Consider the following 20,255-nt stretch of genomic DNA (forward strand, 5'->3'; position numbering starts at 1 on the left):
TACAGTTCTATTGGAGTCAGGACCTCTTATGCAGTGATGGCCCATCATTATGAGGGATGGTTGATGCCACACATTGAAAGCCTTGAAGCAGTGCTTCGCCGGGTGAATCCCGACTTTTTCCAGGCCATGATGTCCAGTGCCTTTTCGATTGACCTCCGTGTGCCTTCGGCTACGGGGGTACGAAAACAGAGAAAAAGCCTGTTGAATGCGTTGATCCATTATTACGACGACCGGTTGCCTGAGCTGAATCCGGTGTTTGAAAAGATCCTGTTATTGTGCGACAGCAGTGGGCAGGACGCCCTGGAAGCAATCAGGACAGAGTCCCTACCTGAAGATCTGAAAGAAACCTTTCGTACCCTGCCCAATCAATACCATCGCAGTTTGTGGCTTTATGATTATGACCAGCGCCTGTTTGCCGAAGCGCTGGATAAACGCCAGTTGCGGGTACTGCGTCGCAGCAGCCGGAGTTGCGCTGGTTTTGAGTTGCCCAGAGGACTGAGCATTGCCGATAAGGGGCAGGTGATATCCTTCCGGGCTGCCATGGCTGAAGTATTAATGTGTCCGATTGATGCGGTCGCTGCAGAAGTCATTTCCCGGTTTGAGGATGAGGCGTGTGAGCGGCTGGATCACTATGAAGTTCGGTTACATTACAACTTGCCACCGGAAAGTGCTGGGCGGGTTGAACAGAATCAGCTGATTCCCTGCGATATCCTGCTGGCCACCAGCGCCTTCATGACGTATGAGCCAGACAATGGTGCATTGTTCGTGATGTCAGAAGATACCCGTCTCTGGCATCCCGCAGGAAAGGCTGTGGCAGAATGCCTGCTCAATGTCGCATTTACAGCGAGGCCTCTGGATGTGATTACCTACGATTACCAGAAACTGGGAGACCGGACTTTTCAACTCAATATCGGTGGACTTGAGGGCGTGTTTGGGGCCAAGGTTACCCTGCTGGGCGTGAGAGGAAACAAGAGTTCGCTGGTGGTGTCGTCGCCAGTAAGTGATCAGGGCGACATTCACTCTGCTGCCAGGGACCTTACCCAATCTGACGGGTTTCGTTTTGCCGAGCGTCGATTAAGCCGGGCCTCTATCACCATAAAACTGCGACCCAATGACCCAACAGAAAATGAGCGAACCGCCGTTATTAACCTTTCCGGTGAATCGCGGTGCAGTTTTCGCTACAGCCGGGAAAAAGATAAACGGGTCTGCCAACGATTCCTGGAGCTTAATGGACTGGTGCGAAGGATTGAGAATGAATTATCTCCTGCCGCAAACGACGATTGATCTGTTCCGGTGTTTTGAAGAGAGTACTGAAGAGTGGATTACCCAGGCTGGCCAGCAGGTACAGGGAGTTTTATCGTTGACCCTTGCCGATTCGCTGAAGCCACTGCTCCATCAATCCGGCTGGTTTTGCCGGTTGGGAGAAACCACATCCCTTTCTGTTCCTTGTGGGGATGATTTCACGGAAGAAGATCTGGATTACGATCCGGTCAAGCAGCGGTATTTTTATACCTGTCCGGAAACGTTATTGAAAATTGCCGTTGATGTCAGTGATGTTTCCATCTGGTCTCCCGACTGCCAACGGTTGCTTGCCAACCTGGCAGACCTTCTGGATGTGCCGGATCGCGAGCGGGTTGGGCTCAGTGCACCGCTGGCGGGTGGGCATCTCTGGCGGATTGGAAATGTCCGTCTGGCCGACGGCTTTTACTATCCGGTCTGGTTTTGTCGTGGAGCTCAAAGCCAACTGACCACATTGGATGGCACGCTGAGACAACTGTCGAACCGGGATCGTGGCCTGATTCTTACGGCACATCAGATGTTTCCCAGCCACTATCGCCTGCCCCCGGGGTTCTACAGTTTGCCGATTGCCAGGGCATTGTTTACCCATGGCTCCAAAACGGTCATTAATCGTGACCGATTGTATCAGGCGATTGTGCAACCGGGACATCATCAGGCTGACAGTCCGGTGCACTATGACCGACAACGTCAGACACTGATCATTGCAGGCAAAGAACCCTGGTGTATTCAGGGTGACAACCAGGCGGCCGCAATTGATTATGTGTATCAGCGCTCACAGGCCGGAGTCTGGGAGGTCAAGGTCAGTGATATTTTGCTGGCGGTCAAAATCAATACACATAAGCCGGATACCTGGTCGGTTAAACGACTGCCGGAGTTGTTTAAAGGCAATGAGTGGACGGACTATCTGACCAGTATCCGGCGTGGGTATTACGGGTTTAACCTGACCTGAAATTCGTTACTTCCGGATGATCGCCACCTCAGGGTGGCTTTTTTCTGCCTCAACTTTCTGCCAACACCGCAGGTCTCACATTATTTCTCACATTTCGGGGGCTGACGGTCTCACATTTTGCTTTCGACAATTTACTCACGTTCTGACAATAAACGCGAGGAGGCGATGAACGTGAGAAAGAACAGTCTCAGCCAGATTGAACTGGCACAACGCTGGAGTGTTTCGCAGCGTACTCTTGAACGCTGGCGCTCGGTGGGGTGGGGACCCACCTTTCACAAAATGGGTGGGCGAGTGATCTACATGATCAAGGATGTTGAAGCTTACGAGGCGCAGACCGCCATGCGCTCCACTTCTGAGCCCTGCCAGTCCATGGTAGCAGGAGGTCAGTCATGAATCTGAAAGACTTACTCAAGTTACCGGTCAGTGATCTGTCGGCCAGGTCTGGTGAAGAGTTGCTAGTGCTGGTGGACAACATTGAAGCTCAGTTAGAGGAAGCTCAGAGAGTAAGAGGTTGGCTGGAGTCTGCCATCGCTTACAAATATGTCTACAAAGCCACCAGCATTCGTTCGGAGTTACAGCAGGAGTTCGGTTTCATTCACTTTGAAGACGGTGTCGTGAAAGTGACATCTGAAATTCCCAAAGCCATCACCTGGGACCAGAAAAAGCTGGCAGCCATAGCGGAAACCCTCCGTAACCAGGGAGAACATCCTGAAGCGTTTATGGAGGTGCAGTACACCGTTCTGGATGCACGTTTTGATGAATGGCCTGAGGTCATGCAGAACGCGTTTCGACCTGCACTGACGATTGAACAGGGAACGCCTAAGTATCGTCTGTCTCCCAACTATCGGGGGATAAAGTCATGAGCTTGCCAATATTAACAGCTGAACAGCGAAGCCGGGAACGTAAGGGTATCAAGTGTGTTCTGTTAGGGCGAAGTGGGGAAGGTAAGACCACGCTGCTGAAAACCCTCGATACGCATAGCACGATGTTCATGGATCTCGAAGCAGGTGACTTGGCGGTTCAGGATTGGGAGGGGGACACTATTCGACCCTCTACCTGGACGGAGTTCCGAAACTTTGCCGTTTATCTTGGAGGTCCTAATCCCGCACTCAGGGATGATCAGGTTTACTCGAAAGGGCACTACCAGGCGGTGTGCGAGAAGTACGGTGATCCCTCGGCGTTGGATAAATACGACACCTACTTTATCGACTCCATCACGGTGCTGGGGCGGCTCTGCTTTCAGTGGTGCAAAAGCCAGCCTCAGGCTTTCTCCGAGAAAACCGGCAAGCCGGATACCCGGGGAGCCTATGGTTTGCATGGCCAGGAGATGATTGCCGCACTGACTCATCTCCAGCATGCTCGGGGCAAAAATGTAGTGTTCGTGGCCATCCTGGAGGAGCGGGTAGACGACTTTAACCGGAAAATTTATCAGCCTCAGATTGATGGCTCTAAAACTGGTCTGGAGATGCCTGGGATCGTTGATGAGGTCATTACCCTCGCGAGTCTGCCGGATGAAGAAGGTAACCTTCGACGAACCTTTGTCTGCCAGACACTGAATCCTTATGGCTACCCAGCCAAGGACCGCAGTGGTCGTCTCGACCTGTTTGAACCGCCCCACCTGGGCAGGCTGTTTCACAAAATCCGTACCGCTGAGCGTCAGCCGGTCACTTTTGATAATCCAACCACCCAAAAGGACGCATAACCATGTCACAGAAAAAATCATGGAACGATTTCAATGATGCCGCTGAACAGAACCAGCATGACATTATCCCTTCAGGCACCCTGGTTAAGGTTCGTATGACCATCAAGCCGGGTGGGTTTGATAACCCGGATATGGGTTGGACGGGAGGTTATGCCACCCGTGGTGATACCGGGGCCATCTACCTCAACGCTGAGTTCACTGTGCTGGCAGGCGAGTATGCCAAACGCAAGGTCTGGTCATTGATCGGAATGTACAGCCCGAAAGGACCGGAGTGGGAAAACATGGGCCGCTCGTTTGTTCGCAGTATTTTGCAGTCAGCCCGTAATATCAAACCGGATGATAACAGCCCACCGGCGTACAAGGCCCGTCAGTTGATGTCCCTGTCGGAGCTCGATGGCATTGAGTTTGTGGCCAAGGTGAGTCTTGAAAAAGATCAGTATGACGAGCCGAAGAATGTCATCAAGCAGGCCATTACCCCGGAACATAAACAGTATGCCCAGTTGATGCACGGTATGGCACCTGTAACACAATCCGGACAGAGACCGTCTCATCATGAATTGCAGTCCGAGTTGTATCGGGGGCCGGATCAAGCGCCTCATCCGGCTGAAGGTTATGGCAGCCAGTGGGACTGATTTCTAACTGAAAGGAGTATCGCCCACCCGCTGGTGGGCTTCTTTTTACAGGGACGCTGAGCAATGAAGAACGGATGGCTCAATTTTAATACGGCTGCAGAGCAACAAGCCCCGGAGCTTTTACCGGCTGAGGATATTAAGCGACGTATTCAGGACCGGCTGGTGGATTACCTGACGGCGATGTTTCCTAACGGTAAGCGACGGGGGAACAAATATGTGATGGGCAATGTTAAGGGTGATAAGGGTAAAAGCCTGGAAGTCTCGTTGGACGGCAGTGAACCCGGGCTATGGCATGATTTTGAAAATGGTGAGGGCGGTGACATTGTCAGTCTGACTGCGGCCGTTCAGGGGCTTGATCCTAAAAATGACTTTCCTGAGGTTATACGCGCAATGGCTGATTGGTTAGGGCTACCATCAACCAGCCCACCAGCATTAGCCAGTTACCAGGACGACTACGAAGATCTTGGTGCACACACTGGCAAGTGGGACTACTACGATGCTGAAGGCAGTTTGATCGCCTGTGTCTATCGTTACGATACTCCGGACGGTAAAGAGTTCAGACCGTGGGATGTTAAAGCGCGCAAGACCAAGGCTCCCAATCCAAGGCCGTTGTATAACCAGCCGGGGATCAAACAGTCTACGGACGTCTGGTTGGTGGAAGGAGAAAAAGCAGCGCAGGCACTGATTGATAACGGCTATTGTGCCACCACGGCCATGAATGGAGCGAAAGCACCGGTTGAGAAGACTGATTGGTCGCCACTCAAAGATAAACGGGTGATGATCTGGCCGGATCATGATGAAGCCGGTTTTGCTTATGCTCACAGTGCAGCCAGGGCCATTGTTGATATTGGCGCAGTCAGTGTTGTGATTCTCAAACCACCTGAAAGCAGTCCTGAGAAATGGGATGCTGCTGATGCCATTGCTGAAGGGTTTGATATCCAACAGTGGTTGGTAACTACACCTCGCAAAACCATTAAAGAGTCGGTGCCATTTTATAGACTGGGTGAACTATTGGACGATGACTCACCCATGCCTGAAGACTTGCTCAGTCCAAGAGTGCTGACACCCGGCGGTATGCTGGTGGTTGGTGGTGCTCCCAAGGTCGGTAAAAGTGATTTCCTTTTGAACCTTCTGGCTCATATGTCAGCAGGATTAACATTTTTGGATATGCGTCCAAGCCGACCGCTGAAGATTTTTTATCTGCAAGCTGAGGTGCAATATCACTACCTGCGGGAACGGGTGAAGAGGCTCCCGCTTGAACAGTATCAGATGACTCGTGTCCGCGAAAATCTGGTGGTGACAGCAAGGCTGAACCTGATTCTGAATGAGAAAGGCATGCCCTTAATCCTGAGGGCAATTCGGGATGCCTTCCCTGAAGGGCCGGATGTGATCGTGATCGACCCGATTCGTAATGTCTTTGACCCGGGACCGGATGGCAGCAGTGAAAATGACAACAATGCGATGCTGTTTTTCCTGAAAGAACGAGTAGAGCAATTACGGGATATTGTGAACCCGGATGCAGGGCTGATATTAGTCCATCACACCCGGAAGATGAGTAAGCGACAGTTGGAAGAAGACCCGTTTCAGGCATTGTCAGGCGCGGGGAGCTTGAGGGGGTATTACACCTCGGGAATGCTGTTGTTCAGGCCAGAGGAACTTGAGCCTGAAAGGATGCTGTATTACGAACTCAGGAATGGCCCATCACCGAAAGCAAAGCGAGTGATCAAAGAGAAGGAACAGTGGTGTGAAGCCCCTCCAAACGGTGTACGAATTGCCGGGGAAGAGATGGGGCGCAAGCATGATGCTGAACGGATCCGAAAGCGTGAGGTCATCGTTAACCTGATCTACCAGGAGGCGATGCAGGGCAGGGTGTATACCTCTAATCAGTTTGCCCAGGCGTTTGAAAATCAGGCAGGGCTCGGTGCCAGCTCAACCATACGGGATCGAATCAATGTGCTCAGCACCAAGGGCTATATTAAGTTTTTTAATGATCACGAAGAGTACAACCTGCCGCCACCATTGCGAAGCACCCAGGGGTATCTCTGTGTGGAAAATATGGAATTAGGCAACGATGGTCATCCACTCTGCAGAGTGCCGCCAACCCATTATAAGTGTGCTCAAACGTCGGCAAGCTTACCGGTGGAAGACCCGGATCAGTGGATCTATTACGACCAACATTAGACCGTTTTGAGTTGCTGAGGAGTTGCCAGCGAGTTGCTGAAAATGGGGAGTTGCTGAGTTGCTAGATTTTTCCAGCAACTCAAAAAATAGAAATAAATCATGTGGTTAAGTGAATCACGAGTTGCTGGATTTAGAAAAGTTAGCAACTCAGTCCAGCAACTCATAAGTGTTTGAAATTCTTAATGTTTGGTGAGTTGCTGAGTTGCTGGATTCTTTTATATACGCGATGTGCGACTTTGTCTGAAACTATCTCAAATTACTAGCCCGGATATTTCATAAACTGCCCCGAATCTCGGGCAGGACTTTGTCGCCCTAAGGGATTTTGTGAGGGAGTGCCGTACCGGGGAGTACGGTCGACCGAGCAAAACTCCCTTAGGGCGGCAAAGGACAAGCGAGAACGGGAGCACGTTTATGAAATATCCGGGCTAGCATGATGGTAAGTCCAAGTTGTATCTTCAAAATCACGCAATTATTTGCTTTCCGTTTTTTAATCTTCGGAAATAAGGTTCTCAAACTGTATTGCAGGACGACCAGCAATTATATTCAGATAAGAACCAATATTATGTGCCAGTAACTTCCGAGCGATACGTGATGTCATATGCCATCTATCTCGACAATGGCACTTTTCTATTTCAAAGCGCTCTGTCAATTGACCTATCACTGTTTCTATTCTCCGTCGTACCCGTAATACCAGCTTTACAAACGACTTCGGACGTTCATCTTGCATGTTTTTTCTCAGTGGCGTCTGAAGATCAATACCTAATTCCTGACAATCAGCTTTAAACTCAGGCCTTATATAGCCCTTATCGCCAAGCAAGAGGCCAGAAATGGTCTCGAGCATGTCATAGGCTGCATCACGCTCATCTACGTTCGCTGCGGTCAGAGTAAAACCCACAGGAATCCCTCGTGCTTCAACCAGCAAATGCCCCTGAAAGCCATAGAACTTCTTGTCCTTGGAAGCGCAGTAACCATAACCAGCCTCAGCTTTAAAGATACGGCTCTGTGGTGCACGGGTTCTGACGACAACATCAATCGGAAAACCATCGATTAAATGGATATCTGCATTATCTGCATGCATCATCTGGACTATACGAATTTGCAGTCGTTGTTTCACATGCCATAAGTTGGCGGCCTGTTTGACAAATGCCGAGCGTGAAGGAATGTCAGGAAACAGGTGTCGCCAGTGTCGGGTAAAATACTTCCAAATCTCAGTGTCCTTATGATGCCCAAGCCATTCACCGACAACTTCCATGGTGATCGCTTCACTATCAGTGAGCTTTGGTGGAAACCCTCGAAGTCGCAGTGGTACAGGAAAAAGCTCTTTTACCAAATCGTCGATCAAGCAGTAGACTGTAGTGATAAACTCTTCAACGGGCATGACTGAAACCTTCTTTGCTTTCTACTGCTTTTAATAGCAGAAAGCAGGATCAGTCATGTCTCCTTATGCAAACCTAAAAGTCGCACATGGCGTTTTATATATAAATATATATACGGACGAGCCTCCTTGAGGTCGGCCTCGTCCGTATTAGAAATCGCAGGAGGCGATGCCATGTTGACCATTGACGAACTCAGGGATCGATATCGAGAGGCCTGGCTGGTGGCTCGTCGAGTACCCTCCGGAATTAACCTCGGACACGCGTCGTATTGGCCGGAGTTCAATCCCAACCGCTGGGAGGTGTATCACTCGGAAGATGCGAGGATAAAACCAGCTCCGCCGTCAGCGGATGCCGTGGACCGGATGGTGGAGTGCATGCGCTGGCTGCGTTGGCTCAGCGAAGAAGAACGGGAGTTGCTTTGGTTGCGGGCGTCGGGCATGTCCTGGCGATCCATTGCGGAGGAAATGGGTCTGAATCGCAAGACGCCGTTTGCTCGTTGGTCCAGGGCTATGAGCAAAATCGGTATTCATCTGGCGAGAGGGCGTATACCGGAGTAACTGATAAAGGCTTAGCTTATCTGGCTCTTTCCAAAACGATCCAAAATACCGGTCGTTTCAGAGGTTGGACACTTTTCCAGGTTTTGACCAAAATAAACACTAAGCTCGAAGCAAAGTACATCCAAGCCCCGCACCACTCCCGGTCCGGGGTTTTTTGTTACCTGAAATTCACCCACGTTCACGGAAGAACCATGGCCAGAATCCTCGTCGAATCCATCGAACATCGCTCTGTTGCCAGTCTGGTGCCTTACGCCAACAACGCTCGTACTCACTCCGATGAGCAGGTGACCCAGATTGCCCGGTCCATCGAGGAGTTTGGGTTTGTGAATCCGGTACTGGTGGGTAGCGATGATGTGATCGTAGCAGGTCACGGTCGTCTGATGGCGGCAAGGCAGCTGGGGATGGAAACAGTGCCGGTGATCGTGCTGGGGCATCTGAGCGAGACGCAGCGACGGGCGCTGGTGATTGCGGATAACCAGATTACGGCCAATTCCGGCTGGGATGAAGACTTGCTGAAACAGGAGCTGGCCGAACTGGATGCGCTGGATTTTGACCTGGATCTGATGGGGTTTTCCGATGAAGAACTCGAAGGTTTGCTGCTGCTGGACGAACCAGAAGGGCAGACCGATGACGATGAGATTCCTGAGCCGGAAGAGCATCCGGTGAGCCAGGCCGGTGATTTGTGGGTGTTGGGTGATCATCGGGTTTTGTGTGGCAGTGCTACTGAGCAGACCGATGTGGAAACCCTGATGGGGGGCCAGCTGGCCGACATGGTGTTCACCGATCCGCCTTACAACGTGGATTACGCCAATCCTGAGAAAAACGGCAAAGCGAAAAAAGATCGCCGGATCAAAAACGACAACCTGGGCACGGAGTTTTACACCTTCCTTCTGGCGGCTATGAGCAACCTGCTCGGTGTCTGCAAGGGCGCGATTTACATCTGCATGTCGTCATCTGAACTGGACACCTTGCAGAAGTCTTTTCGGGAGGCCGGTGGCAAGTGGTCCACGTTTATCATCTGGGCCAAGAACACATTCACCCTGGGACGTTCCGATTATCAGCGTCAATACGAGCCGATTCTCTACGGCTGGAAGGAAGGCTCAGAACACTTCTGGTGTGGAGCTCGTGACCAGGGCGATGTCTGGTATTTCAACAAGCCTGCCAGGAACGATCTGCATCCCACCATGAAACCAGTGGAACTGGTGGAACGGGCCATTCGCAACTCCTCTAAAACCCGGGACATCGTACTGGATCTGTTCGGTGGCTCAGGCTCTACCCTGATCGCCTGTGAGAAGTCCCACCGCAGTGCCCGGCTCATGGAATTGGACCCGAAATACGTCGATGTGATTGTGCGCCGTTGGGAGGAGTACTCGGGCAAGGAAGCCTATCTGGAATCAAATCAACTGACCTTTGAGCAAAACAGGGACGACCGCCATGGACGGCGGAAGTGCCTCCTTGCTAAGGAAGAAAAGGAGGCTCAGAGACATGGACGATCTCTCGCGGCGACTGGATCAGATTGATTCCAAGCTCGACAAGCTCAGCGATGCGGTGTCCAGGCTGGCCATGATCGAGGAACGAATCACGCATCAGACTACCAGTCTGACCCGTCAGGATGAACGTCTGGATGAGCAGGATAAACGCCTTCGGCAGCTGGAGTTTCTGTCCAGTCGACGGGGCGTGATGCTCAATTATGTCGAGCGGTTTGGTTGGCTGGTTCTGACCGCAGCGATCGGACTGCTTTCATATTTTCTAAGGGGATGAGCATGGGCAAGCGTACGGAAACCAATTACCTGATCATTCACTGCTCGGCCACCCGGGCCAACCAGAACATCACCCTTGACGATATCAAACGCTGGCACACGACTGAACGGGCCTTTATCGACATCGGCTATCACTGGGTGATTGAGCGTGATGGCTCTGTAAAACAGGGACGTCCTGTTGATGACTGGGGAGCTCATACCAAAGGTCACAACCATGAGAGCGTGGGCATTTGCCTGGTCGGTGGGTTGGATAACAACAACCAGTCGGAAGATAACTTTACCCCACTGCAGAAGCGCATGCTGAAGCTGCTGATTGCTGGTCACCAGGCTCTGTACCCTGATGTGGAAGTACGGGGTCATAACCACTTCAGTGAACACAAAGCCTGCCCAAGCTTTCCCGTTGAAGTATGGCTCTACCAGGAAGGGCTGCAGGGAGTTGATCTGTGAGCTGGGCGGCTGCTGTCCCTTTGGTGGGGAAGGTCATTGATAAGCTGTTCCCTGATGCCAACAAAGCAAGTGAAGCTAAAGCACAGCTAGCTGAGATGATGATCAACGGGGAGATCAAGGAACTGGCAGAACAGGCAGGCATCATCACCGCCGAAGCCAGGGGAGAGAGTTGGCTGCAACGCTGCTGGCGTCCCCTGGTGATGCTGGTGTTCACGGCACTGGTTGTGTGTCGCTGGATGGGCTGGGCGGCCCCTGATCTCAGTGAAGAGGTTGAGCTCAAGTTGTTCGGTATTATCCAGCTGGGCATTGGTGGTTACATTGCCAGTCGTGGTGTGGAGAAGGTGGCGAGAACATGGAAGCAAGGCGGGTGATAAAGGTTATGTGTCGTGTAGCTGTGGTTTTGCACCGGTTCAGAAAAGTTCGATATCGTCTGTTTGATGCTCTGAAAGCCACGTTATTACTGGCTTTAGCCAAGGCGGAGGGACCCTGCGAACCTTTAGCTAATGCGGGGGTACAAAGCCGCAGGCTTTCGCCAGTGACAGAGTGAAAATCGGGGTTGGCAGTGGTTGACAAAAACCGAAGGAGGCCAGTGTTTATCAGGGTTTCCGTGTCAACCAATCTGTTTTTTTGTCAACCACCTTACTCTCGGTTGTCAACCCGATTGTCAACCGAAGTTTGTTGACCTGAATCAACTCTTTTGTTTCGGTAAATACGTAATCTATAGCTGTCCATTGGGGGATTGCCGAAGCTGAGGGGGATGGTTTCGGGACCTGGCAATAAGAACACCAAATGCCAATGCTCTGGATAAGAATAAATACCACCCAAATAACAATAAGAACCGCTCACCGCTGATAATCAGCACTTGTCGCCTTGCTTCGAGCGAGGTTTTGTTTTGTCGGGTACGGGGAATAGGCCCCCAAAATTGGTATCTGAACGAATAGGAGAGGACGGTTCAGTCTGTACAATGTTGGGTTCAACAAACAGGCTGAGACCTAGAGTTGAGTGAAACATGACCTCAGGGATGAAGTAATACGGTGTCACAATGATGTGAGCCGAGGGAAGCCCTGAAAAATCAAGCAGGATGCCCGGGAATTTATAACGACTCCGGTTGTTCTCTACGAACCTCGCCCTGTGCGGGGATTTCTTTTGGTGGTTTATACACCGCTGATCAAATAATGACCATTTGATTTTGATCGCTTTATTTCCCTGTTTTATAGTCTATCTCACCGGTTATGCACCGGGTTATCCACGGAATTAGTGGATGATTAAAGTTATCGGTCAAATGGTCGGTGTTCAAGCCATTCACAGGCTTTGTGGACCATAAGCGTTTCAGCACTTTCGGCCATTCCATGAGTGTGAGAATCTGGGTTGATGATCGTTCCAGAGCTCTCCCCAGTCTCGATGCATGGCCATGGTTCGTGCTCGCTGAATGGGGTGAGAGCAATCTCACCTCCTACTCGATCGTGCTGTATTGTTCGAGGCGTTAAGCGATCTGCGACATCTCGTTTAGAGTGAAAGTTTCTACCGCGCCTTCTGTTGCTTTCATGTATTGTGCTAGGTGCGCGTTGTCCATGTGCTTGCGCCATAGTTCGCGTGATTCCCAGTTTTCGTAGAAAGTAAAATGCGCTGGGTTTTCGTTGTCTTGGTGAAGGTCGTAGTTGATGCAACCTTCTTCGGCACGAGTGACATCAATCAGCTTCAGTAGCTCGGCTTTTACCAATTCTACTTGGTCTGCTTTGGCGATGATGTTAGCGACGATAGTCAATTTAGCCATGATGGAAATACTCGATTGATAGTGATGTATCGTGTTGATGAGAACAAGATTAGTCGCGAATCACTAAATGATAAATAGCGTAATGATTGATTAATTATCAGATATAAATTGATAAATGGCCGTTGGAGAGTTCAACGGCCAGAAGAAAAGGTGGTCTCATCATCGTGGACCACTCATCTGGAGGGTATGCCATTGGCCTTCCTGCCAGTAGTGCAGGAACTCGGCATCGGTGTCGTACGCCAGATTCAACAGCGCTGTTAAGTCTGCACTGTGTTTGGGACGGACTCGACTCCACGGATCGCCCATATCCTTGTAAGCCCTGGCACCGTCTTTATCAATGCCTGAAATATCACCAAGATTGATAATTGCCCTGGCATCATTCTCACTGGAGAAATACTGCCTGAGGATCTGGCCAACCCGATCCCCATCGAAGTGGCAGTAGATGGAGCGATAGCTGCAGTCATCCAGCAGCCTCGCTATTCTTGACCGGGTGCTCATAAGACGGCCTCCAGTCCGGCGGTGATCCGGTAGATTCGGTCCTGACCTTCCGGTTTCTCCGATTCGATGGTCAGCCCCAGTCGTTTTTTAAGGGCACCGGCGAAAGTGCCTCGGACTGTGTGCTTCTGCCAGCCGGTCTTGTCCATGATTTCTTCAATGGCGGCACCTTCCGGGCGGGCCAGAAGTTCAATCACGGCATGAAGTTTGGTACCGGGTCGGATTTTTCCTTTTTCTTTAGATGGAGAATCATCTTTAAGGCCAATGGCTGCTTTACCCTGTGGGCTAATGTCGTAGGTATCGGGTTCCTTTAAAGCAATCAGCAAACCACGGCTGGTCAGGCTTTCCAGTACTTTCTTTCGGGCTCCCCCTTTGATGGTGAGATCGGAGGTGTTCAGTGTTCCGGTTTTGGCGGCTTGTTGCAGCACGTTTTCTTGGGCTTGGGTGAGTTTGTCGTGTTTCATAGTGTCTCTCCTTCTTTTTTGGATTTTTGTTGTCCATCGTTGATGCCTTGCTGGTAAGCCTCTTCCAGGGCGCTTCTAACGCACCAGACAGCGACTTCATTGAAATCTTCGGAGGTATTCTGTTCGCTCAGGGTATCGAACAGTCGATGCTTTCTGGCGATGGCTTCCAGGGCTTTTTCGATGCGTTTGTTCATGGGGTTGTCCTTTCGGTTGATTTGTTGTTGTTATGTACAGTTAGGCTCTATAACCGCTGGTTATCAAGAAAAAGCAGATAATTATCAATTGCTTGGAGGATAGGTCGGGCTCTGGCGGCGAAGAGAGGGGGCGAGCGGGGTTATGAAGCTACTGTCGCAGTCAGAATTCGCCAAACGTCAAGGCTGGAGCCGACAATATGTGGGAAAACTGGTCGGGTCTGGCAAGATCCAGCTGGTCAATGGGAAGATTGATCCAGAGCAGGCGATGGCCGCCATTAAGGCCCAATCGGAGCCTTCCAACGAACTGAGAACACAGACCAAAAGCGAAGCTGTTTTACCCACATCGCCCACGGATTCACGACAGGCCGTTGACTTCGTCACAGCCCGCACCATGCGGGAAGCTTTCAAGGCCAAAATGGCCAAGATGGAGTATGAAGAGAAGGCTGGCAAGCTGACCGATGCATCCAAAGTCAAAGCAGACGCTTTTCGAGCTGGCAGGATTGTCCGGGATTCGTTGCTTGGCATACCCGACCGGCTGTCGGATGTGTTGGCAGCGGAACAGGATCCGGTTCAGGTAAGAAAACTATTGATTGATGAACTGGAAACCATTCTGAATGAACTGAGCAGCAACCCGTAGATAAAACAACGCCCCGGTCAACGGGGCGATAATCTCAGCATTTCCAAGTTGTTATTGTTATTTCCCTGGTGGCCATCCTGGCCATTGGCTCCGTCCTGGAACACATGCTGAGTTATTTCCTTTACAACGAATTATTAACATTAAACGTGCCAACTTTTCGGTTTGCCCATGCGCCAGGGGCTTAGAGATTATCGGTCGGTTTACACAATCTTTAGATATGGGTAGGTGTAACGCCTGTTTGTCACCTTTATAAACAAACAATCGTATGAATAATCCCTATTTCTCAGGATTTTTTGCGGGGCTGAAACCGGATACCCGCCTGACGGTTTCCGAGTGGGCGGATGAGCATCGCATCTTGCCCATGAAGTCCGCCAAGGAAGCCGGTCGTTGGAGAACGGCAAGAACCCCCTACCTGAAAGAGATCATGGATTGCCTTTCGCCTTCCTCTTCTGTGGAGCAGGTGGCGTTTATGAAAGGGGCTCAGGTGGGCGGTACGGAGTGCGGCAATAACTGGTTGGGGTATGTGGTACATCACACGCCCGGACCGATGATGTATGTGCTGCCCACTCTGGATATGGCCAAGCGAACCTCCAAGCAGCGGATCGCGCCCATGATTGAGGCTATGCCGGTGCTGAGGGACTTGGTAAAAGATCCCCGTTCCCGGGATTCCGGCAACACCCAAATGGTTAAGGAGTTTCCCAACGGCGTATTGATCATCACCGGTGCCAACTCGGCTACCGGGCTTCGTTCCATGCCTGCCCGATTCCTATTTCTGGATGAGGTGGATGCCTATGAGGACGATGTGGACGGTGAGGGCAGCCCGATCAATCTGGCGATTAAACGGACAGCGACGTTTTCCCGCAACCGAAAGATCCTGATGGTGTCTACCCCCAATATTGCCGGAGCCAGCAAGGTTGAGTTGGCTTACCTGGCCAGTGATCAGCGGCAATACCAGGTGCCCTGTGTGAAGTGCCAACATATGCAGGCCATTGAGTGGCCGCAGATTAAATTTGAGAATCAGGATCCTGAAACTGCTTGTTTTGAGTGTGTGAGCTGCCAGCACCGGATGCGGGAGCATGACAAACCAAAGTTACTGGCCAACGGTCAATGGGTTGCCATGAACCCGGAAGCTAACGGAAAAATTCGTGGTTACCACCTGAGTTCACTCTACAGCCCTAACGGTTGGTACAGCTGGCAAGATGCCGTTGCCGATTTTCTGGCAGCGAAAGACAATCCCATTCTTCTCAAAGACTGGACCAATACGGTACTTGGCCAGACCTGGCAGGAAGCCGGTGAAACGGTGGATCATGAACTGCTCTACCAGCGTCGTGAGCACTATCCGGCAGAAGTGCCCTGGCCAGTTGAGGTACTGACCTGTGGCATTGATGTGCAGGATGATCGGGTAGAGTACGAAGTGGTGGGCTGGGGAGCCGGTGAAGAGAGCTGGTCTATTGATTACGTGCGCCTTTATGGCGACCTCTCCCGTCCGGATATCTGGAATATTCTGGCCGGAAAGTTACGGCAATCATATAGACGCCATGATGGCGTGTTAATGAATTTGGCTCAGGTTTGTATGGATTCCGGTGGCCACTTCACCGATGAGGTTTATGCGTTTTCCCGCAAGCAGGGACCTGACTGGTTAATACCGATCAAAGGAGCATCTCAATCGCGTAAACCCATTGCGACCTTCCCAAAGACAAAGAACAAGAAAGGCATCTATCTGACTCTCGTAGGAACGGATACTGCGAAAGAACTGATTTACCAGCGTTACCGCATACTGGAGCCAGGCGCAGGTTACTGCCACTGGCCGATTGCAGACTGCTTTGATGAGGATTACTTCAAGCAGGCCACGGCAGAAGAGAAGGTACGTAAATACAAGCACGGCGTTGCCTACTTTGAATGGGATGCCAAAAAGAAGCGCAACGAGGCACTCGATTGCCGGGTCTATGCCCTGACGGCTGTCAGGATCCTTCAGCAACATCGAGGGCTGGATCTGGAACAGCTGGCAGCACAACGGCCAGAGCCGGAAGTGCAGATAGAACAAGAAGAACCAGCGGATATCGCCGTGAATCGCAATCGTCGAATCTCCCGCAGTACCTACCTCAATGGATAAATCCATGATTACCGATGCTGAATACCAGGCCCTGAAGCGAGCCGTGCTGCTGCGGGAAACCCGCACCGTAGAATTTGAAGGTCGAAAAGTGGAATACGCCAGCTTCGGTGAAATGGAGCGGCGGCTTCAAGCCATTGAGCGAGAGCTGGTTAAACAGCAAAAACGCCCACGACAGTATGGTGTTTATTCCCGTCGTGGCATTTAACGGGATTGATGCGTTTCCATATACTTTCTGAGCAAGTTATTAATGCGGGTTTGATAACCTTGTCCTTGCTCTTTAAACCATTCCAGAACATCAGAGTCTAACCGGATGGTCACTGGCTTTTTGACAGGCAAACGCAATTCAGCCTGATTAAAAAACTCCTCATCCAATTCAGGAATATCGGAAGTATCTATTTCATCATCATTCATGGTGTCGAGCCGTTGCCAATCAGTACCGGATGTTTTCTTCATAATATTGAGTCTCTTTTTTGGTGGCTTTTCGGGCTGAAATGATTCGCACAATATCACCGACTCGTTCTGTATAGACAACTACTCCGGGGGTGCTCTCTCTGAATGATTGAAACAATAGTGCTCTATTTTCACAGCTACTATGGGAACACCACTCATAATAGTTAACTGTCATGCCCGCTTCTGTTATTTCCAGCTCTACCAAAAGCATCGTTTTGCAAATTGAAGTTTCTATAGATTCAGGCAACATGCTGAATCTTGAAGATAGTTTACAGCGTGCACTCAATGAAGCCGGGCAGCTTGGAACAAAAGAGTTATTGGGGCTATTTGAATCACCCAATAAAGAACCTATCGTCGTTAATCAGCAGAAGTGGAACTACAAAGGAAAGGTTCTTAAGCACTATGAAACCTTATACGGTCGTATACCTTTGGAGCGCTCCGTATATCAGGGTGTCAGAGGTGGCAGTACTCTGGCAGCACTTGATCTTCGTGCCGGTATTATTGGTTCAGCTACCCCCAAATTTGCCAAGTCTATCGCCTGGAAATACAGCCAGATGCCAGCGCCTGCGGTAAAAGAAGATTTTGAGACCAACCATCAAAGGACGCTTTCAAATTCTTATATCAAGCATTTATCGGACAGAGTAGGTGCATTAATTGAAGACCAGCAAGACACTCACTACCACCTTCCTCCACTAAAAGAGCCTGTTGAAACAATAGCCATTGGTCTGGATGGAACCTGCATGCTGCTTTGTGAAGAAGGCTGGAGGGAAGCCATGTGTGGGACATTGAGCCTATATTCTGCAGATGGAGACAGGCTCCACACGATATATACAGCCAGTTCGCCAGAGTATGGTAAACAAAGCTTTATGAGCAAGCTCGACGAGGAGATTGCAGATCTAAAACGACTCTACCCAAATGCCACATACATCGGGGTAGCTGACGGGGCTAGAGAAAACTGGAGTTATTTGAAACAACATACCTCTGGGCAGATACTCGATTTTTATCATGCATCTGAATATTTAGCTGGAGCAGCGGAAGCACTGTTTCCAACCAGTAAGGCGAAGCGACACCAGTGGCTTGAAGACAGGCTACATAGTTTGAAAAACAAGCGTGGAGCAGCCAAAAAAATCCTTCAGGAAATTGAATCAGCCGAGCTCCCGAAAAAGACAATCGCACTGACAGAGAAGCGCTACAAAGCTGTGAGCTATTTTACAAACAATCACCAGTTAATGAATTATCATCAGGCGCTTAAACGCCATTGGCCAATAGGTTCAGGAGTTACTGAAGCGGCTTGTAAGACTCTGGTAAAGCAACGATTATGTGGTTCTGGAATGAGGTGGAAAGCAACAGGAGCGGAAGTGCTTTTGACAACAAGAGCACTGATCCAGAGTAAGGGGCGCTGGGAACAACTTTGGTCTGAGTTCATGACTGGAAAGGTTGAAGCTAACCTATGAGTCAGTTATCAAATTGAGAGAGCACCCCTACTCCGGTAAGGTGATGAATGCGGCCAATAGCAACCCAGCGCTCTTCGTCATAGTTGATGCGGTCATCAATCCGGCAGAGCAAAGGGTGATTGAAGATATCGACTGCATCATCAAAGGCAATTCCGTGCTTGCGAATATTCGCCTGATTCTTTTCTTCATCCCACTCAAATTGCATGGTTATGCCAGTATTTACATTTGTACATACATAATAGCACAGATTTCAGGAAATACTGAATGAGTCTGAAACATCGTATTGCAGGCTGGCTGCTGCCTGAAATCAAAAATCTGGCCTATACCTCCGCAGGGCATGGTCGGAGAAGCCAGAGTTGGTCGGCACCATCTTCCGGCCCGAATAACACGCTGACCGGTAATCTCGGGACGTTAATCAATCGTTCACGAGCGGCGATTCGCAATGATCCCTGGGCGGCATCCGGGCTGGAAAAGCTGGTAGCCAATATTGTCGGTACGGGGATCAAACCCAAGTCTGAAGCGAGCAATGATCGGTTCCGTCAAAACCTGCAGGCACTGTTTCTGGATTGGTCCGATGAATCTGATGCGGATGGTCAGCTGGACTTTTATGGCCAGCAATCACTGGCAGTGCGTTCCATGCTGGAAGCCGGTGAATGCTTTGCCCGACTGAGGCCTCGGAAACCATACGATGGACTCAGCGTGCCTCTGCAAGTGCAGCTACTGGAAGCGGAGTTTGTTCCCTGGGATTACAACGACGATCTGAAAAGAGGTCATAAGATCCGGGCAGGGATTGAGTTTAATGCCGTTGGTAAGCGGCTCGCCTACTGGATGCATCGACAGCATCCCTCTGATTACACAACGCTTGATACCGCTGACCTGCGTCGTATTCCAGCGGAGCAGGTACTGCATCTTTATGAACCATTGCGACCCGGTCAGTTAAGAGGGCAGCCATTGCTGACTCAGGTTTTGCTACGGATGTTTCATCTCGACAAGTTTGATGATGCCACGCTATTGAGGCAGGAAATCGCCAACCTGTTCACCGGCTTTATCACCAAGCCCGCTCCGGATGGTGAAAAGGTGGATCCATTAACCGGTCGGCCTATTGTTTATGATCTGCAAGGTGTGCCCATGGTGGCAATGGAGCCTGGCACGATGCAGGAACTCTCGCCGGGGGAGGAGATCACCTTCAATACACCTCCGGGAGCCGCCAGCAATTATCCCGATTTTATCCGTCAGCAATTAATGGCCGTTGCAGCTGGTATTGGGCTGCCATACGAAATCCTCTCCGGCGATATGAAAGGCGTCAGTGACCGGGCATTACGGGTAGTTCTGAATGAGTTCCGCCGACGTATTCAGCAAATTCAGCACAATCAATTGGTGTTCCAGTTCTGTCGACCGATCTGGAATCGCTGGTTGGAGATGGCCGTACTCAGCGGGGCAATCCATGCGCCCCGATTTCACAAAAACAAAGCCGATTATCGTCGGGTGAAATGGATTGCTCAGGGCTGGCCCTATATGCATCCGGTTCAGGATATGCAGGCCCAGAATTTGGCAGTGCGCAGTGGCTTCAAATCTCGTTCAGAAGTGGTGTCTGAACAGGGTTATGACAGCGAACAAATTGATGACGAAATCGCTGCTGACAATCGGCGGGCCGATGAGCTGACCCTTCAGTACGACAGCGATGGCAGGCAGTCTTCGAAGGATCCTTCAACTACTGACAAGGACGAAAACAAGGATGAGCAAGAAACCCCTGAATAATAAGCCGTGGTAC

At 50.6% G+C, this 20,255-nt stretch carries 24 protein-coding genes; 17 read left to right on the plus strand and 7 right to left on the minus strand.

Annotated elements, in window-relative coordinates:
* Positions 1-63: 63 nt before the first annotated feature.
* From ACOCLE_RS04600 to ACOCLE_RS04630, 7 genes are all read left to right on the plus strand, one after another.
* A complete protein-coding gene (locus tag ACOCLE_RS04600; protein ID WP_419535708.1) occupies positions 64-1,284 on the plus strand; it encodes a hypothetical protein in 1,221 nt (406 codons plus the stop codon).
* Entirely contained in the window at positions 1,253-2,248 is a 996-nt protein-coding gene (locus tag ACOCLE_RS04605) for a hypothetical protein (protein ID WP_419535709.1), read from the plus strand. The genes ACOCLE_RS04600 and ACOCLE_RS04605 overlap by 32 nt, the downstream gene beginning before the upstream one ends.
* Positions 2,249-2,419: 171 nt before the next feature.
* Positions 2,420-2,641 carry a DNA-binding protein gene (locus ACOCLE_RS04610; protein WP_419535710.1) on the plus strand — a complete coding sequence of 74 codons (222 nt, stop codon included), beginning with the start codon at positions 2,420-2,422 and terminating at the stop codon, positions 2,639-2,641.
* Complete coding sequence (locus ACOCLE_RS04615; protein ID WP_419535711.1) at positions 2,638-3,111, plus strand: hypothetical protein; 474 nt, start codon at positions 2,638-2,640, stop codon at positions 3,109-3,111. The genes ACOCLE_RS04610 and ACOCLE_RS04615 overlap by 4 nt, the downstream gene beginning before the upstream one ends.
* On the plus strand, positions 3,108-3,950 hold the full coding sequence (locus ACOCLE_RS04620) for an ATP-binding protein (protein WP_419535712.1): 843 nt from the start codon (positions 3,108-3,110) through the stop codon (positions 3,948-3,950). The genes ACOCLE_RS04615 and ACOCLE_RS04620 overlap by 4 nt, the downstream gene beginning before the upstream one ends.
* Before the next feature lie 2 nt (positions 3,951-3,952).
* The gene (locus tag ACOCLE_RS04625; protein ID WP_419535713.1) at positions 3,953-4,582 is read left to right on the plus strand and encodes a hypothetical protein; all 630 of its coding nucleotides are present in this window, start codon (positions 3,953-3,955) and stop codon (positions 4,580-4,582) included.
* 63 nt (positions 4,583-4,645) lie between these two features.
* Positions 4,646-6,763, plus strand: a complete 2,118-nt coding sequence (locus tag ACOCLE_RS04630) for an AAA family ATPase (protein WP_419535714.1) — start codon at positions 4,646-4,648, stop codon at positions 6,761-6,763.
* Positions 6,764-7,250: 487 nt separating this feature from the next.
* Here ACOCLE_RS04630 and ACOCLE_RS04635 read toward each other — a convergent pair whose 3' ends face one another.
* Positions 7,251-8,141 carry an IS982 family transposase gene (locus tag ACOCLE_RS04635; protein WP_419533099.1) on the minus strand — a complete coding sequence of 297 codons (891 nt, stop codon included), beginning with the start codon at positions 8,139-8,141 and terminating at the stop codon, positions 7,251-7,253.
* Positions 8,142-8,312: 171 nt separating this feature from the next.
* On the opposite strand from ACOCLE_RS04635, the gene ACOCLE_RS04640 reads away from it, so the two are divergent.
* The 5 genes from ACOCLE_RS04640 (at position 8,313) to ACOCLE_RS04660 (ending at position 11,274) form a co-directional block, all read left to right on the plus strand.
* Positions 8,313-8,696 (plus strand): response regulator transcription factor, encoded by a 384-nt coding sequence (locus ACOCLE_RS04640; RefSeq protein ID WP_066017908.1) that lies wholly within the window; start codon positions 8,313-8,315, stop codon positions 8,694-8,696.
* 191 nt (positions 8,697-8,887) lie between these two features.
* Positions 8,888-10,216 (plus strand): site-specific DNA-methyltransferase, encoded by a 1,329-nt coding sequence (locus ACOCLE_RS04645; protein WP_419535715.1) that lies wholly within the window; start codon positions 8,888-8,890, stop codon positions 10,214-10,216.
* Positions 10,182-10,457 carry a hypothetical protein gene (locus ACOCLE_RS04650; RefSeq protein WP_419535716.1) on the plus strand — a complete coding sequence of 92 codons (276 nt, stop codon included), beginning with the start codon at positions 10,182-10,184 and terminating at the stop codon, positions 10,455-10,457. Before ACOCLE_RS04645 ends, ACOCLE_RS04650 begins: the two co-directional genes overlap by 35 nt.
* A 2-nt stretch (positions 10,458-10,459) precedes the next feature.
* Positions 10,460-10,903 (plus strand): N-acetylmuramoyl-L-alanine amidase, encoded by a 444-nt coding sequence (locus ACOCLE_RS04655; protein ID WP_419535717.1) that lies wholly within the window; start codon positions 10,460-10,462, stop codon positions 10,901-10,903.
* Positions 10,900-11,274, plus strand: coding sequence for a 3TM-type holin (locus ACOCLE_RS04660; protein ID WP_419535718.1), 375 nt, complete (start codon positions 10,900-10,902; stop codon positions 11,272-11,274). The genes ACOCLE_RS04655 and ACOCLE_RS04660 overlap by 4 nt, the downstream gene beginning before the upstream one ends.
* Before the next feature lie 1,112 nt (positions 11,275-12,386).
* Here ACOCLE_RS04660 and ACOCLE_RS04665 read toward each other — a convergent pair.
* The 4 genes from ACOCLE_RS04665 to ACOCLE_RS04680 all read right to left on the minus strand — a co-directional run bounded on the left by ACOCLE_RS04665 (position 12,387) and on the right by ACOCLE_RS04680 (position 13,830).
* Entirely contained in the window at positions 12,387-12,677 is a 291-nt protein-coding gene (locus ACOCLE_RS04665) for a putative quinol monooxygenase (protein WP_419535719.1), read from the minus strand.
* A 159-nt stretch (positions 12,678-12,836) separates the two neighbouring features.
* Complete coding sequence (locus ACOCLE_RS04670; protein ID WP_419535720.1) at positions 12,837-13,175, minus strand: hypothetical protein; 339 nt, start codon at positions 13,173-13,175, stop codon at positions 12,837-12,839.
* A complete protein-coding gene (locus ACOCLE_RS04675; protein ID WP_419535721.1) occupies positions 13,172-13,636 on the minus strand; it encodes a DUF3489 domain-containing protein in 465 nt (154 codons plus the stop codon). Before ACOCLE_RS04675 ends, ACOCLE_RS04670 begins: the two co-directional genes overlap by 4 nt.
* Complete coding sequence (locus ACOCLE_RS04680; RefSeq protein ID WP_066018696.1) at positions 13,633-13,830, minus strand: DUF6900 domain-containing protein; 198 nt, start codon at positions 13,828-13,830, stop codon at positions 13,633-13,635. Before ACOCLE_RS04680 ends, ACOCLE_RS04675 begins: the two co-directional genes overlap by 4 nt.
* Before the next feature lie 142 nt (positions 13,831-13,972).
* Between ACOCLE_RS04680 and ACOCLE_RS04685 the strand changes: the two genes are divergently transcribed.
* The 3 genes from ACOCLE_RS04685 to ACOCLE_RS04695 all read left to right on the plus strand — a co-directional run bounded on the left by ACOCLE_RS04685 (position 13,973) and on the right by ACOCLE_RS04695 (position 16,785).
* Positions 13,973-14,467 carry a hypothetical protein gene (locus ACOCLE_RS04685; protein WP_066018782.1) on the plus strand — a complete coding sequence of 165 codons (495 nt, stop codon included), beginning with the start codon at positions 13,973-13,975 and terminating at the stop codon, positions 14,465-14,467.
* A gap of 265 nt (positions 14,468-14,732) precedes the next feature.
* Positions 14,733-16,580 (plus strand): phage terminase large subunit family protein, encoded by a 1,848-nt coding sequence (locus tag ACOCLE_RS04690; RefSeq protein WP_419535722.1) that lies wholly within the window; start codon positions 14,733-14,735, stop codon positions 16,578-16,580.
* Positions 16,573-16,785: a phage head-tail joining protein gene (locus ACOCLE_RS04695; protein ID WP_419535723.1), complete on the plus strand. Its 213-nt coding sequence runs from the start codon at positions 16,573-16,575 to the stop codon at positions 16,783-16,785. Before ACOCLE_RS04690 ends, ACOCLE_RS04695 begins: the two co-directional genes overlap by 8 nt.
* Here the strand turns inward: ACOCLE_RS04695 and ACOCLE_RS04700 are convergent.
* Positions 16,782-17,033, minus strand: coding sequence for a BrnA antitoxin family protein (locus tag ACOCLE_RS04700; RefSeq protein WP_066018747.1), 252 nt, complete (start codon positions 17,031-17,033; stop codon positions 16,782-16,784). The genes ACOCLE_RS04695 and ACOCLE_RS04700 overlap by 4 nt on opposite strands.
* A gap of 170 nt (positions 17,034-17,203) precedes the next feature.
* Here ACOCLE_RS04700 and ACOCLE_RS04705 point away from each other — a divergent pair, with 170 nt between their 5' ends.
* Positions 17,204-18,484: an ISKra4 family transposase gene (locus tag ACOCLE_RS04705; RefSeq protein WP_419532972.1), complete on the plus strand. Its 1,281-nt coding sequence runs from the start codon at positions 17,204-17,206 to the stop codon at positions 18,482-18,484.
* A gap of 1 nt (position 18,485) precedes the next feature.
* Here ACOCLE_RS04705 and ACOCLE_RS04710 read toward each other — a convergent pair whose 3' ends face one another.
* Positions 18,486-18,689, minus strand: a complete 204-nt coding sequence (locus ACOCLE_RS04710; RefSeq protein ID WP_419535724.1) for a BrnT family toxin — start codon at positions 18,687-18,689, stop codon at positions 18,486-18,488.
* Positions 18,690-18,748: 59 nt separating this feature from the next.
* On the opposite strand from ACOCLE_RS04710, the gene ACOCLE_RS04715 reads away from it, so the two are divergent.
* Positions 18,749-20,242 (plus strand): phage portal protein, encoded by a 1,494-nt coding sequence (locus tag ACOCLE_RS04715; protein ID WP_419535725.1) that lies wholly within the window; start codon positions 18,749-18,751, stop codon positions 20,240-20,242.
* Positions 20,243-20,255 lie beyond the last annotated feature (13 nt).

It is taken from the genome of Endozoicomonas sp., from assembly GCF_965196975.1.
Taxonomy (GTDB): Bacteria; Pseudomonadota; Gammaproteobacteria; order Pseudomonadales; family Endozoicomonadaceae; genus Endozoicomonas.